This is a genomic window from Algoriphagus sanaruensis, from assembly GCF_001593605.1.
Lineage (GTDB): Bacteria > Bacteroidota > Bacteroidia > Cytophagales > Cyclobacteriaceae > Algoriphagus > Algoriphagus sanaruensis.
Genome location: NZ_CP012836.1, coordinates 3,434,917 through 3,451,656 on the forward strand (window position 1 = coordinate 3,434,917; position 16,740 = coordinate 3,451,656).

18 protein-coding genes are annotated in these 16,740 nt (G+C 41.3%); 14 read left to right on the top strand and 4 right to left on the bottom strand.

What is annotated here, in order from left to right; all coding sequences use genetic code 11:
* Positions 1 to 90: 90 nt before the first annotated feature.
* The 13 genes from AO498_RS14975 (at position 91) to galK (ending at position 13,239) form a co-directional block, all read left to right on the top strand.
* On the top strand, positions 91 to 1,092 hold the full coding sequence (locus AO498_RS14975; protein WP_067549472.1) for a Gfo/Idh/MocA family protein: 1,002 nt from the start codon (positions 91 to 93) through the stop codon (positions 1,090 to 1,092).
* 251 nt (positions 1,093 to 1,343) lie between these two features.
* A complete protein-coding gene (gene purN / locus AO498_RS14980; protein ID WP_067549475.1) occupies positions 1,344 to 1,907 on the top strand; it encodes a phosphoribosylglycinamide formyltransferase in 564 nt (187 codons plus the stop codon).
* Between the two features lie 125 nt (positions 1,908 to 2,032).
* A complete protein-coding gene (locus tag AO498_RS14985) occupies positions 2,033 to 2,587 on the top strand; it encodes a dihydrofolate reductase family protein (RefSeq protein ID WP_067549478.1) in 555 nt (184 codons plus the stop codon).
* Positions 2,588 to 2,808: 221 nt separating this feature from the next.
* A complete protein-coding gene (gene xerA / locus AO498_RS14990) occupies positions 2,809 to 4,176 on the top strand; it encodes a site-specific tyrosine recombinase/integron integrase (protein ID WP_067549481.1) in 1,368 nt (455 codons plus the stop codon).
* A gap of 171 nt (positions 4,177 to 4,347) precedes the next feature.
* The gene (locus tag AO498_RS14995) at positions 4,348 to 4,683 is read left to right on the top strand and encodes a hypothetical protein (RefSeq protein WP_148660255.1); all 336 of its coding nucleotides are present in this window, start codon (positions 4,348 to 4,350) and stop codon (positions 4,681 to 4,683) included.
* Positions 4,684 to 4,842: 159 nt separating this feature from the next.
* Positions 4,843 to 5,325 carry a hypothetical protein gene (locus tag AO498_RS15000; protein ID WP_067549487.1) on the top strand — a complete coding sequence of 161 codons (483 nt, stop codon included), beginning with the start codon at positions 4,843 to 4,845 and terminating at the stop codon, positions 5,323 to 5,325.
* 249 nt (positions 5,326 to 5,574) lie between these two features.
* Complete coding sequence (locus AO498_RS15005) at positions 5,575 to 5,931, top strand: bleomycin resistance protein (protein ID WP_067549490.1); 357 nt, start codon at positions 5,575 to 5,577, stop codon at positions 5,929 to 5,931.
* A 21-nt stretch (positions 5,932 to 5,952) separates the two neighbouring features.
* The gene (locus tag AO498_RS15010; RefSeq protein ID WP_067549492.1) at positions 5,953 to 6,312 is read left to right on the top strand and encodes a cupin domain-containing protein; all 360 of its coding nucleotides are present in this window, start codon (positions 5,953 to 5,955) and stop codon (positions 6,310 to 6,312) included.
* 104 nt (positions 6,313 to 6,416) lie between these two features.
* A complete protein-coding gene (gene purH / locus AO498_RS15015; RefSeq protein WP_067549495.1) occupies positions 6,417 to 7,943 on the top strand; it encodes a bifunctional phosphoribosylaminoimidazolecarboxamide formyltransferase/IMP cyclohydrolase in 1,527 nt (508 codons plus the stop codon).
* A 488-nt stretch (positions 7,944 to 8,431) separates the two neighbouring features.
* Positions 8,432 to 9,925 (top strand): cysteine--tRNA ligase, encoded by a 1,494-nt coding sequence (gene cysS / locus AO498_RS15020; RefSeq protein ID WP_067549497.1) that lies wholly within the window; start codon positions 8,432 to 8,434, stop codon positions 9,923 to 9,925.
* Positions 9,915 to 10,895, top strand: coding sequence for a M28 family peptidase (locus tag AO498_RS15025; RefSeq protein WP_067549499.1), 981 nt, complete (start codon positions 9,915 to 9,917; stop codon positions 10,893 to 10,895). Before cysS ends, AO498_RS15025 begins: the two co-directional genes overlap by 11 nt.
* A 74-nt stretch (positions 10,896 to 10,969) precedes the next feature.
* Positions 10,970 to 12,004 (top strand): LacI family DNA-binding transcriptional regulator, encoded by a 1,035-nt coding sequence (locus tag AO498_RS15030; RefSeq protein WP_067549501.1) that lies wholly within the window; start codon positions 10,970 to 10,972, stop codon positions 12,002 to 12,004.
* 86 nt (positions 12,005 to 12,090) lie between these two features.
* Complete coding sequence (galK, locus tag AO498_RS15035; protein ID WP_067549503.1) at positions 12,091 to 13,239, top strand: galactokinase; 1,149 nt, start codon at positions 12,091 to 12,093, stop codon at positions 13,237 to 13,239.
* A 21-nt stretch (positions 13,240 to 13,260) separates the two neighbouring features.
* On the opposite strand, the gene AO498_RS15040 is transcribed toward galK, so the two are convergent.
* From AO498_RS15040 to AO498_RS15055, 4 genes are all read right to left on the bottom strand, one after another.
* Entirely contained in the window at positions 13,261 to 13,764 is a 504-nt protein-coding gene (locus AO498_RS15040) for a hypothetical protein (protein ID WP_148660256.1), read from the bottom strand.
* Positions 13,765 to 14,304, bottom strand: a complete 540-nt coding sequence (gene yaaA / locus AO498_RS15045; RefSeq protein ID WP_067549507.1) for a peroxide stress protein YaaA — start codon at positions 14,302 to 14,304, stop codon at positions 13,765 to 13,767.
* A 12-nt stretch (positions 14,305 to 14,316) separates the two neighbouring features.
* Complete coding sequence (locus tag AO498_RS17165) at positions 14,317 to 14,931, bottom strand: hypothetical protein (RefSeq protein WP_148660257.1); 615 nt, start codon at positions 14,929 to 14,931, stop codon at positions 14,317 to 14,319.
* Positions 14,932 to 15,312: 381 nt separating this feature from the next.
* Positions 15,313 to 15,621, bottom strand: coding sequence for a hypothetical protein (locus AO498_RS15055; RefSeq protein WP_067549511.1), 309 nt, complete (start codon positions 15,619 to 15,621; stop codon positions 15,313 to 15,315).
* Between the two features lie 88 nt (positions 15,622 to 15,709).
* On the opposite strand from AO498_RS15055, the gene AO498_RS15060 reads away from it, so the two are divergent.
* Positions 15,710 to 16,735: a helix-turn-helix transcriptional regulator gene (locus AO498_RS15060; protein ID WP_067549513.1), complete on the top strand. Its 1,026-nt coding sequence runs from the start codon at positions 15,710 to 15,712 to the stop codon at positions 16,733 to 16,735.
* The last annotated feature ends 5 nt before the right edge of the window (positions 16,736 to 16,740 follow it).

Below are 16,740 nucleotides of genomic sequence, written 5' to 3' on the forward strand. Positions count from 1 at the left end.
ACCTCTCTGAGACTTTTCCCAAACATCCTTGTTCCCAACATCCTAATCACTTCCTCTTTCACAAGCTTAAATCTTTTCCTACTTTCCTGCATGAAGAAATTGATCGATTCGGAAGTTCGATGGGGCGTGTTAGGCGTAGGGAATGTTTGTGAAGTCAAATCAGCGCCCGCCATGAATTTAATCCCAAATAGCAAGTTGGTGGCTGTCATGCGAAGGGATGAAGCAAAAGTAAAAGACTATGCCCAGCGGCATGGGGTTTCTAAATGGTATACTTCGGCTCAGGATCTGATCCAAGATCCCGAGGTAAATGCCATCTATATTGCCACCCCTCCCAATGCTCATTTGGAGCTCACAAAGCTAGCCGCAGAAGCCGGAAAACCGGTATATGTCGAAAAGCCCATGGCCAGAAACCATGCCGAATGCCTCCAGATGATTCAAGTTTGTGAAGAGGCTCAGGTTCCACTTTATGTAGCTTACTACCGTCGAGCGCTGCCTCATTTTGTCAAAATCAAAGAACTCTTAGATGCTGGTGCTATTGGTGAAATCCGAACCGTCCATATCCATATGCGACAAGTCTTGGTGCCGGATATCATTGCCAAAATGGAGTACAACTGGAGGGTAGATCCGGAAATTGCAGGAGGTGGATATTTCTATGATTTGGCTTCTCACCAATTGGATCTTTTGGACTTCTTTTTTGGAAAAATCACCCAAGCAAGCGGTTTTGCGACCAACCAAGGTGGGGCATACCAAGCTGAAGATTTGGTGGTGGGCAGTTTTGTATTTGAACGTGGAATTTTAGGAACAGGCACTTGGTGCTTTTCTACGTCTCAACTTGCCGAAAAGGATGAAATCATCATCGACGGATCAAAGGGGCAAATTAGATTTGCCACCTTCGGAAAAGGGGAATTCACGCTCAGCCATGATTTTGAGGAACCACTCCATTTTTCGAACGACTTACCCAAGCACATTCAACAACCTCTTATTCAAAGCATTGTCCAAGATTTATTGGGAGAAGGAACTTGTCCCAGCACTGGAATTTCTGGAGCTCGTACCAATTGGGTAATGGAGGAGTTGACCAAAAAAATGGTTTAACCTGGATTATGCATTAGAATTCGTAGCGAGAACTCAAAATGCAAGAAAATCAGGCACTTTGGAGATCGAGGCGTAGCAACGCTACGGTGAGATCGAAAAGTGAAGTGAAGCGACTGATTTTGAAGCATTTTGAGGTCGTAGTAGATTTTCTAATGCATATTTCAGGTTTAGACCACCGACTTCAAATCCTTTTTTCACTGTAAAAAGACCGTCCCTGATTAACTTGCACTTCAATTAATTCAAATACGCACATGAAGCGTCTGGCCATTCTCGCCTCCGGCAGCGGATCCAATGCCGAAAAAATTATGGAGTATTTTAAAGACTCCCAAAAAGCTACGATCTCACTTGTGGCTTCCAATAAAGCGGATGCATTTGTTCTTGAGAGAGCCCGAAAGTTTGGAGTACCGACCTTTACCTTCACTCGAAAAGAAATGGATGCTGGCCTGCTCTTAAATAAACTTCAAGAAGAAAAGATTGATTGGGTGATTTTGGCAGGTTTTTTACTCAAAATCCCAGAAGATTTGATTCGGGCTTTTCCGGATCACATGGTCAATATTCACCCGGCACTACTACCCAAGTATGGAGGAAAAGGCATGTATGGACATCATGTACACGAAGCAGTGAAAGCAGCGGGTGACACCGAAACCGGAATTACCATTCATCTGGTCAATGAACATTACGACGAGGGTAAAATTATATTTCAAGCTGCGACTTCCTTGACGGAAGAGGACACTCCTGACACGATCGCTCAAAAGGTCCATGCCTTGGAGCATCGGTATTTTCCGGAAGTCATTGATAGTTTGATGGAGAAGTAAGGAGGTTGGGAAGAAATGAAGTTCTGAGACTGAGATTTTGAGAAAATTTAACCCTGAACACTGAACCATGAACTCTTTGACTAAATTCTGAACTCTGCAACTGAACAAGAACCTATGCAAAAGATATGAACACCAGCAACCGCGTATTTATTGCCACAAGCTTGGACGGATTTATCGCCGATTCAGAAGGCAAAATAGACTTCTTAGACACTTTTCCGGAAATCAATCAAATCGACTCGGGCTATTTTTCCTTTACTGCTGACATCGATGCGATGGTCATGGGAAGGGTCACATTTGAAACTGTATGTGGCTTTGGGATCGATTGGCCCTACCAAAAACCGGTGTTTGTGTTAAGTAATAGCTTGACGGAACTCCCTGAGAAGTATCAGGGCAAGGTGGAGCTCGTTAATGGTTCCCTAACCCAGGTCTTGGCAAACCTTCATCAAAGGGGATTTTATAAACTGTATATCGATGGGGGAAAAACGATCCAAAGTTTTCTTCAAGAAGATCTGATCGACGAAATGATCATCACAGTGATCCCAGTCTTATTGGGCTCGGGCTTCTCTTTATTCGGTCCCCTCCAAAATCCCTTGATTTTTGAATGCATGGAGAGCAAGTTGTTTCTGGATAAGATTGTCCAAAATCATTTTGTGAGGCAGAAACCCCTAGTTTCCTCCTAAATTTTTTAGGTTCTAGCAAATCAGATTACTTTTTCTTTACGATTTGCAATCCTGAAGCTTTTTAGAGGTTTTTAAATCTCTTGGTCAAATCCTCGGGGAAAGGAAAGCATGGCTGCGGAATGGCATACTCCAAAAGGAAGAACTAGCACAAAACCACCTGGTCTTTTTGCCTCCTTGCAGGAAAAACCTATCTTATCTAACGTTTTTAAGCACATACTTTTATGAATCCTTTTCCCATCACTCTTTTGGTGACCGAGAAGAAAATTTTTCTCAAAATGCCCAAAAATGAGGCTGACCTTGATTTTGTCCGTAGCCTCAGATATAGTCGTTGGAATGGAGAAAGTTACCGATGGGAAATTCCAAACTATCCCGGTAATCTGGACAATATCAAGCGTCATTTTGGAGATCGAATCTCTGAACTGACGGAGACCTTAGAGCCTGAACCTCCTAAAGAGGAAATCTATATTCCCGAAAAAGGCCAAGTCTTGATCATAAAAGAAAAAGGAAGCCTAAAACTTCATTTTCTATACCACGACGAACTGATCAAAGCAGTCAAGCAAATTCCCTTTTACCGATGGGATGTCGCTCAAAAACACTGGATCCTCCCTTTTTCTCCGAAGTATGAACAGGAGATCCGGCAGAAAATCGCCGAGTTGGGCTTGGAATTGGTCTACAGGGAAAAGACCAAATCAAAATCTGAAAAACGGGCAAAGCTAAACACGCAAGGTTTTACCAAAACTTGCCCCCCTGAGTACATCCAAAAGCTTCAGGAAAGGCGATACAGCCCACAAACCCTCAAAGCCTATTCAGCACTATTTACCGAATTCATCAACTTTTTCCCGAATCGGGAGTTGGATGATCTTGAGGAAAAAGACATCATGGACTTTTCTACCCACCTGGTCATAAATAGGAAGGTATCCTCCTCCTACCAAAATCAGGCTATCAATGCTATTAAATTTTACTTTGAGAAAGTCAAAGGAGGTCCACGAAAATTTTATCCGATAGACCGACCCCAGAGGGAGAAAATTTTACCGGAGGTATGCAGTGAAGAAGAAGTTGTTAGTATATTGAAAAACACTTCCAACCTTAAGCACCGAGCCATTTTGACTACCATCTACTCAGCAGGACTTCGCATCAGTGAGCTGATAAATTTGAAAATTTCCCATATCGATTCCAACCGAATGCAAATCCGAGTAGAACAGTCTAAGGGTAAAAAAGATCGCTATACCCTGCTGTCTCCAAAAACCCTGAAACTTCTCAGGGAATACATTAAAGAGTACCGACCAAATTTTTATTTATTTGAAGGCCAAGGAAGTGCCAAAGAAACCCCAGTTCCCTATGCTGCCAGAAGTATTCAGGCCATTCTTAAAGAATCCGCCAAAAAGGCTGGAATTACAAAAAGCATAAGCGTACATACACTTCGGCATTCCTTTGCCACCCATCTCTTGGAGCATGGCACCGATCTGAGGTATATCCAAAGTCTATTAGGGCACGAAAGCAGTAAGACCACGGAGATTTACACCCATGTTACGACCAAAGGTTTTGACCAAATCAAAAGCCCCTTGGATAAATTGGACATGGATGACTAATATCTAATTCAAAAATACCCGCAACTATTGCGCAATGCATCCAAATAAGCATGCATTACGCAGTAGTTGCGTAAGCACAAACGTTATGCGGCATGCTAAGACAACCATAAACGAATGAAATACTATCAATTATTAATAGACACTGACAATAATGCTGAAACTTATCATAGAGTGACAGAACTATTAAGACTTCAGCCGACTGAAAGTGAAAAGGACAAGACATCGGAGGATAGATATAGTACATGGATGTATATGGTGACAGAAACTGAAACAGACCCATACTTTGATTTTATCAATAATTTCCTTGACATTTTAGAACCGAAATTTGCTGACCTTGAAAAACTAGGTGTGACAAGAGATAAAATTCTATTTTGGAAGCTGTATGAGTATGACCAACAATGTGGAATGGAATTTCATCCGCAAGAAATGGTAAGACTTGGACAAAATGGAATTCACTTAAATATTGACTGTTGGACAAACAGTACGGAAGAAAGCACGACCGCATAACACGGGTTTTGCGTCAGGCGGGCTGACGTACAAACCTGAAGCTTTGTGCTCCGAAACCCGCCCGAACGCAAATCCCGAAAACGTTATAGGTAAGTGTAAAAGACGACACAACGACAAATGAGTATAGACTTTGACAACATATTTCAACACGTAATTCCGATGGACGACTTTCGACTGAAATGGCGTTTTACAGAAGAGAAATATGACAAATTACCTGACCAACATCTTGACAAATTAAAGCCATTGGACAAAGAAGCCGCTAAATTTTTGTGGGACTATATTGCAAAGACAAATTTGCACAATGACGCACCATTTAAAAAGGACTTCTTTCAGACAATTGACAAGGCAAGAATTTTAGATGGTAACAAAAAGGAAATTAAAAAGTGGCTTTACCATCGTGGACTTCCTTTTGACAAGCCCATTTTTCTATCTTGGGACGAGACAGACGCAATGATTGTTCCTTGGAAACTTTTAATAAAATACTTCGACAGTTTTTATTATGGCGGCTCAGACGACTTGACTATTATTGACCAAAGTTTGAACTGGGCATTACTATTTTTTCACGAAGACGAAATTTATTTTGGAACTAAAAAAGACTTTAAATCAAGTGAAACATTTACAGACATTGACTTTATATATTAATCATAACGACACGGTGGAAAGAACGCCTACCTATAACAAGCGTTTGTCAAAAAAGCGGGTTCAGTGCTTAAATAAAACTTTGTGCTTCGTATCAAGTTCAGTGCTGGTAGACAGTTTAGTGCTTCGAAATCCGCTTCTTCGCCAAGCGCCAAAACGTTATAGGACAGTAATCAACACCCTTAATCTTTTTTATCCTGCCCTGATTGCGTATAGTCCTAAAAATAACCTACCCTAAACTCAACAGAACCCATGCTCACCCAGATTCACCCCAAGCTCCCCATGCGAAACAAGCAAATTACACGTGCTTTTTACCTAGAGAAGTTGGGCTTTTCTGAGCTGGGTGCCTCGGATTTTCCGGCCTATTTGATGGTTAGAAAAGACTTAATCGAGCTCCATTTTTTTGAATTTAAAGCCCTGGATACCAAGGAAAATTATGGGCAGATTTATGTACGAGTTCATGGAATAGAGGCCTTTTATCAACAACTAAAAGCCAGTGGCGTCGAGATCCACCCAAATGGCCCACTTCAACTCAAGCCTTGGGGACAAAAGGAATTTTCAATTCTGGATCCCGATAATAATCTGATCACATTCGGGGAAGGAATGTAATCGCTCTAAATTCAAGCTTAAATGGAAAAAATTAACCTTCAGGAAAAGCTCTCGCTTTTCCAAGAGCATTGGTCTCCAAAAATTGTAGGCGAGCTTAATGGCCAACATGTCAAACTGGCCAAATTAAAAGGTGAATTCATCTGGCATCACCACGAACTGGAAGACGAACTTTTTTGGGTACTTAAGGGAACCCTTAAAATGGAATTTCGGGACAAAACGGTCTTGATCCATGAAAACGAATTTCTGATTGTCCCTCGGGGAGTAGAACATAGACCTGTGGCAGAAGAGGAGGTTTCGGTCCTTCTTTTTGAGCCCGCATCCACCCTCAACACCGGAAATACCCAAAATGAGTTTACCAAAGATCACTTGGATCGAATCTAGATGGATCCCTTGAATTATCTGGACTTTCGCGATTTCACCTGTGGTCATCCCCGCTTTTTTTCTACCTTTGCGAATCTTCCAATTCTCACCTATCCATCTAAAAAATGGCTGTAAAAAAAATTCAATCTGCTTTAATTTCAGTCTTCTACAAAGACAATCTCGAACCAATCATTGCCCTTCTTAAGAAACATGGAGTTAAAATTTACTCCACCGGAGGAACGCAAAAATTTATCGAAGAACAAGGAGCAGAAGTTATTCCAGTTGAAGAGCTGACCTCCTACCCTTCCATCTTTGGAGGACGCGTAAAAACCCTTCACCCAAAAGTATTCGGTGGCATTCTCTACCGAAGAGAAAATGAAGGCGATGTGGCTCAAGCGGTAGAATACGATATTCCAGCCATCGATTTGGTAATTGTAGACTTGTATCCGTTCGAAGAAACTGTTGCATCTGGAGCTTCTGAGGCAGATATCATTGAAAAAATCGACATCGGAGGAATCTCTCTGATCAGAGCTGCTGCCAAAAACTTCAAGGATGTAATTATCATCGCTTCCAAAAATCAATACAGAGAACTTGAGGCTAAATTGGAGGCTCAAGATGGCGGCACGACCCTCGAAGACCGAAGATATTTCGCTGCTCAAGCATTTCAAGTGTCTTCCAATTACGACACACATATTTTCAATTACTTTAACCAAGCCGAAAATATCCCTGCATTGAAGGTTTCTGAAAGCAAAGCCAAGGCGCTTCGCTATGGAGAAAACCCACATCAAGCGGCTCATTTCTACGGAAATTTGGAAGACCTTTTTGACCAATTGAATGGGAAGGAACTTTCTTACAACAACTTGGTCGACGTGGATGCTGCTGTCAATTTGATCGCTGAATTCCCTGATCAAACTGCTTTTGCAATTCTCAAGCATACCAATGCTTGCGGTTGCGCCACCGCTAACTCCGTGAAAGAAGCCTATCAAAAAGCATTTGCCGCAGATACCACTTCTGCTTTCGGCGGTGTTTTGGTCACCAACCAGACCGTTGACAAGGATGCTGCTGAGGAAATGAACTCTCTTTTCTTCGAAGTATTGATTGCTCCGGAATTTACAGAGGAGGCTTTGACTGTCCTAAAAGGCAAGAAAAACAGAATCCTTCTTCGTCAAAAGATGGCCCTTCCTGGCACCAAAATGATCAAAACGCTTTTGAATGGAGTAATCGAACAAGACAAGGATTTGGCTACCGAAAGCAAGGCAGATTTTAAAGTGGTGACGAAAGTTGCTCCAACGGAAAAGGAATTGGATGCCTTGGTTTTCGCAGCGAAGGTTTGTAAGCATACCAAGTCGAATACCATTGTATTGAGCAATGACTCTCAGCTGTTTGCCTCTGGTGTTGGTCAAACTTCCCGAGTGGACGCCTTGCGTCAAGCAATCATCAAAGCCAAGGAATTTGGGTTTGACTTGAAAGGAGCTGTGATGGCCTCTGATGCTTTCTTCCCATTCCCGGATTGTGTGGAAATTGCCCATGAAGCAGGAATCACCGCGGTAGTTCAGCCAGGAGGATCAATCAAAGATCAAGACAGTGTAGACTTCTGCGATGCACATGGCATGAGCATGGTAATGACTGGCGTGAGACATTTCAAGCATTGATTTGAAGTATCAAATAGCTAGAATTTAGTATCAAGACCTCTGGTTCGAAAAGAATCGGAGGTTTTTTGTTTTTTAAAATTGGCGATATCCTCTTTCCAAAGGAAAGATGCCAAAGGCAATTCCTGTCTCATCCCAGAATTCAATCCTGGGTGTAGGTTTTCAAAAGAGTTTAAAAAGTGCCAACGGCACGATCCGTATAACTTACAGATCGCCCATTCAGGGCTCAAAATCAAAAATCAAATGTTCATTTACATGTTGCGCTTTCAGCGCATTTTCACCCATTAATCCATCACCTGGCTTATAAATCCTTTACATATCACATGAATTTGTCACTCCAACTTTTCCAAAGAGCTGAACTTTGAAAAAGTTAACTGCCCCTAGCTTTCAATTCTTTTCATTTCCCCAACCAAAACCGCTATTTTGCAAGCCGAACCTAAAACCCGGTTTTCCGGTTCTAGAGTCTTGAATCTCGCTTTTAGCATCTCAAAATGAAATCGCACCAACTCAAGTTATACAACACCCTTTCCCGTCAGAAAGAAACTTTTGAACCCATCAACGCACCTTTTGTAGGAATGTATGTCTGCGGACCTACTGTGTATGGTGATGCTCACTTGGGTCATGGCCGTCCTGCTGTCACTTTTGATACGGTCAATCGCTATCTTACCCACTTGGGGTATCGAGTGAGGTATGTCCGAAACATCACCGATGTGGGGCATTTGACAGGAGATGCGGATGAGGGTGAGGATAAAATCGCCAAAAAAGCCAAGCTCGAGCAACTCGAACCCATGGAAGTGGCTCAGCAATATACCGACACCTATCATCGGGATATGGCTTTACTCAATACATGGAAACCAAGTATCGAGCCAAGGGCTACTGGCCATATTCCGGAGCAAATTGCCCTGGTAGAAGCAATCTTGAAAGAAGGCTTGGCTTACGAAGTAAATGGTTCGGTCTATTTCGATGTATTGAAATACAACAACAGCTACAAATACGGAAAGCTGTCTGGACGAGTCCTTGATGAATTGATCAGTGGAAGTCGGGATCTGGATGGACAAGGTGAGAAACGAAATTCAGTGGATTTTGCACTTTGGAAAAATGCAGCTCCTGAACATTTGATGAAATGGGAATCCCCTTGGGGAGTAGGTTTCCCAGGATGGCACTTGGAGTGTACTGCGATGAGTTCCAAATATTTGGGAACTCAATTTGATATTCATGGAGGCGGAATGGATTTGATGTTTCCACACCATGAATGCGAAATCGCCCAAGGAAATGCCTGCAACCACCGTGATCCAGCCAAATACTGGATGCACAATAACATGATTACCATCAATGGACAGAAGATGGGTAAGTCGCTTGGTAATTTCATTACCCTGCAGGAGCTTTTCAGTGGTAATCACCGATTGCTGGAGCAGGCCTACAGCCCAATGACAATTCGCTATTTTATGTTGACAGCGCATTACCGCTCCACCTTGGACTTTTCCAATGATGCGCTGAAAGCCGCTCAAAAAGGATACAAGAAAATCATCAATGGTCTACGAATCGCGAGAGCCTTAGAATACCTCCCAAATCCAGAAATCACAGTAGATCAAGAACAAATCAATCAGGTGGAAAGCAGCATTGCAGCGGCCTACCGAGCCATGGACGACGACTTTAACACTGCTCAAGCGATTGGCCATTTGTTCAACTTGCTGAAAAAAATCAATTCCATTTTCACCGGGCAACTTTCTTCTGCGGCCTTGGGTGAGGAAGTTTTTACCAAGCTCAAAGAAACATTTATCACCTTCGTCGTGGATATTTTGGGATTGATTGAGGAAAAAAGCGATGTGCAAGAATCGATGATTGAGCTCTTGCTGAAGCTTTATTCCGAAGCCAAAACAGCCCGAGACTATGCCAAAGTGGATGAAATTCGAGCTGGCTTGAAATCCATGGGATTTGTGGTGAAAGACATGAAAGACAAAATTGATTGGGCCTATGAAGAATAGTAAAATTTGGCTTCTGCTTTTGATGGCTTTCGCCTGGGCTTGCTCAGGGGAAAAGACTGCAGAAACGACCACGCAGGAAGTGGTCATCAAGCCCTATCCTTCATTCAATGCCGATTCGGCATACGCATTTATCCAAAAGCAAGTTGATTTTGGCCCACGAGTACCCGGTACAAAAGGGCATCAGGAAACCAAGGCTTGGATGATTACCAATTTGGAAAATTACGGCTGGGAAGTTCAAACTCAGGATTTTCAAGCCAAAACTTACGATGGACTCACTTGGGATTTAACCAATATTGTTGCCTCTATTAATCCTCAAGCAAGCAAACGCATTCTTTTAGCCGCTCACTGGGATAGTCGACGGATCGCTGATAAGGATACCGAGCGACTCAACGAGCCGATTGATGGGGCAAATGATGGAGCTTCGGGTGTAGGAATTTTGATGGAAATTGCCCGGGTGATCAGCAGCCAAGAACTCAAACCTGAAGTTGGGATTGATTTGATCTTCTTTGACGGGGAGGATGACGGGGAACCTGAGCATGCCAATCTTCGGGACAATTCACAAATTTGGTGGTGCCATGGTTCGCAATATTGGTCTAAAAACAAGCATGTCCCCAACTATTCCGCTTATTATGGAATTTTGGTTGACTTAGTTGGGGGAAAAAATGCACGTTTTTATCGGGAAGGATATTCCCGACAATTTGCCAGCGGAATTTTATCCAAAGTATGGGCAAATGCTACGCAATTGGGTCATTCTGGATTTTTCATCCAACAGGACGCCCCCGAAATTTTAGATGATCATGTTTTTGTCAACATGAATGCAAAAATTCCAATGATCGATATTATCGATTTTTCTCCTGAGGTAGGATTTGGACATTACCACCACACGCACAGAGATAATATGGAGGTCATTGACACTCGTACTCTCCAGGCAGTCGGTGAAACTGTTTTGTTTACAGTTTATCAAGAATAACGCTTTTTCTAAAAATCTTTGCTTTATTCGTAATGGAAGACGATTGCAAAGAATGAAATAATCAAGGGTAGACCATGAAAAAAGGCCATCAGATCACCATGAAGGAAATCGCCAAAAAGCTCGGCGTGTCGGTTTCCACTATTTCTAGGGCTCTGAAAGATTCACCGGAATTACATCCCGAAACCAAGCGAAAAATCGTTGAGGCTGCGAAAGAAATGAATTACCAGCCCAATCTTCTGGCTCAAAGTCTTCGCATCAGCCGCTCCAAAACCCTGGGGGTGATTGTCCCCGAAATCACGTCTCATTTTTTTGCTTCATGTATTAGTGGCATCCAAGACACTGCCAACAAACGAGGCTATAACGTGATGATTTGCCAAAGCAATGAATTGCTAGAACAAGAGAAAGCCAATATTCGAACCTTGGTATCCAGTCAGGTAGATGGACTTTTGATTTCGCTCAGTCGGGAAACCAACCAATTTGAGCATCTCTATGATCTTTATGATCGGGAAATCAACTTCGTATTGTTTGACCGGGTTCAAGAAGATATTCCAGTCTCCAAAGTAACCTTCAATGATGCAGGAGGAGCCTATCAAGTCACCAAACACCTCTTGGAGAATGGCTCCCGAAGAATTGTGTATGTATCAGGACCTGAGGATCTATATATTTCCAAGAAAAGAAAAGAAGGCTACCTGAGAGCATTGGAGGAATTTGGCGTTCACCAAGACAATAGCCTCATCAAGATCACTGACCTCACCACTGAAGGAAATATCAAGGTTGCGAGAGATATTTTGGCCATGCGTCCTCGACCCGATGCTGTTTTTTGCATGATTGACCCAGTTGCCGTGGATGTATTGACCGAATGGAAAACCCAAGGCATTAAAATCCCTGAGGATATCGCCTTGGCAGGCTTTACCAACAACCCTACCTCTGCCGTGGTAGAACCTCCCCTGACGACCGTTTCCCAGCCAGGCTATGAAATGGGTAAGTTGGCCGTGAGTCACCTGTTGGATCAGTTGGACGGAATCGCCTCTGAAGACCCCATTTCCATTGTTTTGGAAACCACGCTGGTTCCAAGGAAATCTTCCCAACATTTTGAAGTAAAAGAGTAATTGGTTATTGAGTTACTAGTTATTAGTTAAAGGGCACCCATACTAATAACCAGTAACTAATAACTAAAACCCTAATCAACCACCCCATGATCTCCCAACTTACTCAAACCTTCCAATCCTATTTTGGCTCCACCCCACTTGTGGCATTTGCACCCGGAAGAATCAATTTGATTGGAGAGCATACTGACTATCAGGAAGGTTTTGTATTTCCTGCGACAGTTAAGCAAGGAATTTGGGTTGGAATTCAAAAAAACGGCTTGACCCAAGCGCGACTTTATTCGATAGACTTTGATCAGGAATTTAGTTTTTCCTTGGATTTTATTTCCCCGAAAAACGGACACTGGGCAACCTATGTGATGGGTATGTGTGCCTTGATGAAGCAATCAGGCTATGAAGTCCAAGGGTTTGATATGGTGATCGGAGGAAATATTCCGGTAGGTTCCGGGCTTTCTTCTTCGGCGGCTTTATCGGTTGCGATTGGAACGGCGATTTCGAGTTTGTTTGACTTTCAAATCCCCAAGAAAAATATTGTCCTATACTCCCAAAAATCCGAGCACCTCTACGCCGGAGTCAAATGCGGAATTATGGACCCCTATGCCTCTGCATTTGGTGCAGAAGGAAAAGCACTTTTGCTGGATTGTCGCAGCAATTCCCATGAAGAAATACCGGTAAATCTTGGCGAGTACACCCTAATGTTGGTGAATACCAAAGTGAAGCACTCATTGGCAGATTCGGCATACAACAAGCGAAGAGAAGCCTGCGAGGAAAGTGTAAAAATCCTTCAAACTGAATTTCCAAACCTCATTACCCTACGGGATTTGGCAATTACAGATCTTGAAAAGGTAGAACAGCTCCTTCCCAAGGAACTTTTCCTAAAAGCAAAACACGTCATCACTGAATGTAGCCGAGTACATGAAGCGGCGACAGCTTTACAAGCTGGAGAATTGGGCTCTTTCGGCAAACTGCTCAACGCTTCACACTTTAGTCTCAGTCAAGACTTTGAGGTCAGCTGTCCAGAACTCGATTTTCTGGCAGAAAAGGCCCAAGCCCTTGATTTTGTCCTTGGCTCACGAATGATGGGCGGAGGCTTTGGAGGCTGTACGCTCAACTTGGTCAAAACTTCCGAACTGGAAGCTTTCCAAACTGCTTTAACCTCTCCTTACGACCAAGCCTTCCAAAAGACCCCTGAGTTCATTTTAGTGGAGATTGGTGAGGGAGCGAGGGTACTTGGGTAAAAAAACCTATCCAAAAAACATTCATGATAACTTACCCCTACCCCTTTTCTTGTTTAAATAAGGGTAAGTAAGGTTGTTTATATCTAAAAAAGAGTAAATCATGTCTTCTAAGATTTGAGGAGAATTATGTTGCACATAAGAAATATAGAAATGATCAATACCTTTTTCACGCATGATTAAATCCCAGTATTCGCCTCTTTTTAGATCCTTAATGTTGCGATGACTATCAGAAACAACATTATTAATTCGACCTTTCAATCCTTGTTTTAATACTCTTCCATTATTTGTAGTCCCACCAGCTTTCCCAAAATAAATCAAAAAATAATCAACACCTTTAATTTGAAATCTTAGGTGAGAACAGTCAGGTTTTATTTCATTTGTACAAAATACCAAATACAGTCCTGACAAATCTGGAACATTGATTGATACTTGTCTTAAATTCAAAGTTGGATCAATATCAGATAATTTAAACTCGAAAAAATCATGAGAATTATCCATTAATATTTCGTGTATAAGCTGCATCATTCAGTATTTAGTTAATTCTTGATTTAGCCACATTCCTTTTTGAACGCCATAGTCAGTGAATCGCATATTTGGCAATATTCCAACAGGCTGATTTCTTCCAATAATTGCTTTTCTATAACTACCTGAAAGGAGATCAACGTCAGTTTTTTCAATTATTTTTATTAGTACATCTTCATAAAACCAAAATTTCCAAATTGGCAATCCATTGTTTAAAGTATCAGTCATTCTCAAATCATAAAAAGGGATAAGATCATCGTGCCTAATCCATCCAAACATGGCTGACAAAATCAATACATTTATTCCATCTTTTTCCCAACATCCTTCATCCACTCTGGGATAAAGCTTACTTCTATTTCCTGAATACAATTTCCAAGCAGGAAGAGTATAATCCCAATCCATACTAACTTTATCACCCAACAATTCTATAAGCTTCTTTCTGGAATCATCTAATTTCTCTGAAAAAGAAAGAGACTCGATGCTAGAAATATTTTTTTTATCGGGATTTACTTTTGAGCCTGCGCATGTTATTAAATATGCCATCTTATTTAAATTTTATTTTCTAGTTAAGTATTTAATAAATTTTTCTTCATTTTGAAAAGACACTATAAGAAAAAAATCATCAAAATAATCTTCACCAAAAACAATTCGAAAAGGGCTTAATTGGATACGATATTCTTGCTGCACTAATTCAGTTATCTCCAATTCAATATAATCAAGCCAAGGATAACTATTATATTGATAATTCAATCCAAACTCCCATGTTTCCCGAATGCCAAGTTTCGGAAACGCGACAAACAGGCTCAACCTTAGCCAACCATTTTTAGTCTCAATCAATTGGACCGCACCTTCAATAACTTCTTTCTCACGAGGTTCTTCATAAAACAGATCACCAAGGTATTCCGCTTTAAATATCCCTTCTACAACAAATTGATCTTTGTAACCTTCATGGAGCTGATTTAAAAGAAAGTAAGTTGCAGAAGTGGGTTTGTTCAAAAAGAAATCACCCATTTCTTCTTGAGGGAAAAAGTCAAACAAATCAACTTCTATTTCTTCTGTGCCTTTGAAAAGATGACGGGTTCGAACCTTCCCCTTCTTTTTGTTCCAATTTTCCACCCATCGATGGGATTGCCCTGAATTGGCTTTTTTCAGATAAGAATAAAACTCCATTCCCTGCTCCTTGAATAGTAGATACCCCTTCGTTGGCAAAATGATTTCTCTGATCTCATGCGATACTGTTTCCAAATCGACTTTGGGATTTGGAGAAAGGATGGATGGAAAACGCCCATAGGTTCCTAAGAGAAAGCAAACTTCCTCTTCTGATAATTCAGATAGTCCTTTCAAGCGTGTTGCAAAATCAAGCTCTGGGATTTCCAAATCATTGCTAGAGCTTGCCCTTAAGTGAAGGATTCGATACTCATCCCCGATCGGCCAATAAACCACATGAAACCACTCGACATCAGGATTGAATTGATAATTTTTTAAGAGAAAATCAGTGAACGGTGATTTCTCACTAATATGAAATATTATCTCAGTCAATTTTTCCATTTGTTATCTTTTTTGAAGGAAGGGATAGGCCATTAGTCCAATTCCCAAATAGGTCAGGGAAACAACTATAAACAAGTCAAAAAATGGATCAACATTGTTATGACCAACCCAATTATAAATCCCAACGATATAGAAAATCGAACCGAAGAATGTTACAGACATCAACAATTTGATTCGCGCAAAGAAGACATCTGAATCCTCATGATTCCACACCATTTTCACCCAAGAGACTGTGGCTAAATAATACAGATAGATAAAAAGGAAACTCCAAGCCAAGGAGGTAAATGGGGATTTTTTTGACCTAGTTTTCATAAATAAGTGGGTTGAATATTTGATTCCACAATTTTAGAATCTATGATTGCCAAAAAATGACAATCATCTTATTTTCCTTTAAAAAATTATGAACACCTCGGAACGACTTAACTTACTTGATGAGTGCCTAGGAAGACCCACATTTAAGGTTCGCTACGAGACCTTCAAATCTTACTTGGCGGAAAAATTCGATGTGGTTAACTATAGCCCTCGAACTTTCCATCGAGATCTTAGTGAATTAAGAGAGAAAATAGAAATTGAGTTTCCAGAACTTGTTGAAGAACATGGAGATTTAATTCGCTTTGATAAGCGTAATAATGAGTACAAGTATCAACTACCTGATTTTAGCGTTAACCATCGACTCACCAACTCAGAATTAAATACAATCGCTCGGAAATTAGGTTTCAATAAGCATCTTTTCGAAGGAGGCAACCATGAATCATTGGTGAATAAACTTAGAAGTATCGCATTGATGCTTGAGTTTGAGTCAGAACATGAACCTTTGGAATGGAATCCTTTGGAGTTAATTGGAACCCGATGTGGATCTCAAAATCTGGACATCATACTCGATTGCATTTATAAAAAACAACCCATTCGGGTGATCAGAGAGCGGTTTGGAAGAAAAGGAACTACCTATGAAATACTCCCCTTGCTAATAAAAGAGTATCACAATGGCTGGTATACTGGCTGGTATGTGTTGGGTTATCCAATATCCGAAGGAAATCAAACCATTACCCTTGACATCAAACCATTGAGATTACTTGCTTTAGATGGAATTAAGGAGGTAATACCGATGGCCCAAAAACCCAAAATCAAAATCCCCAAAGGGTTCAACCCCTCAGATTACTTCAAAAACTCACTGGGAATCATTCGATCCAACCTCAAAGGAGACCTTCACCCTGAACCAGTAGAGTTCCAAACCTTGGAAGGCTCCTGGATTTATGACTACCTGAAAGAATATCCAGTGCACAACAGCCAAGAAATTCTATTTGATGATCCGGAAAAAAGGCTCTTAAAAATCAGAATTACGGTAGAGGTAGATGATGATTTGAGGCAGTTTTTATTGAAGTTTTCAAATGAAATCAAACAAATCATTCAAACTAAAGTACCCTAAACTGT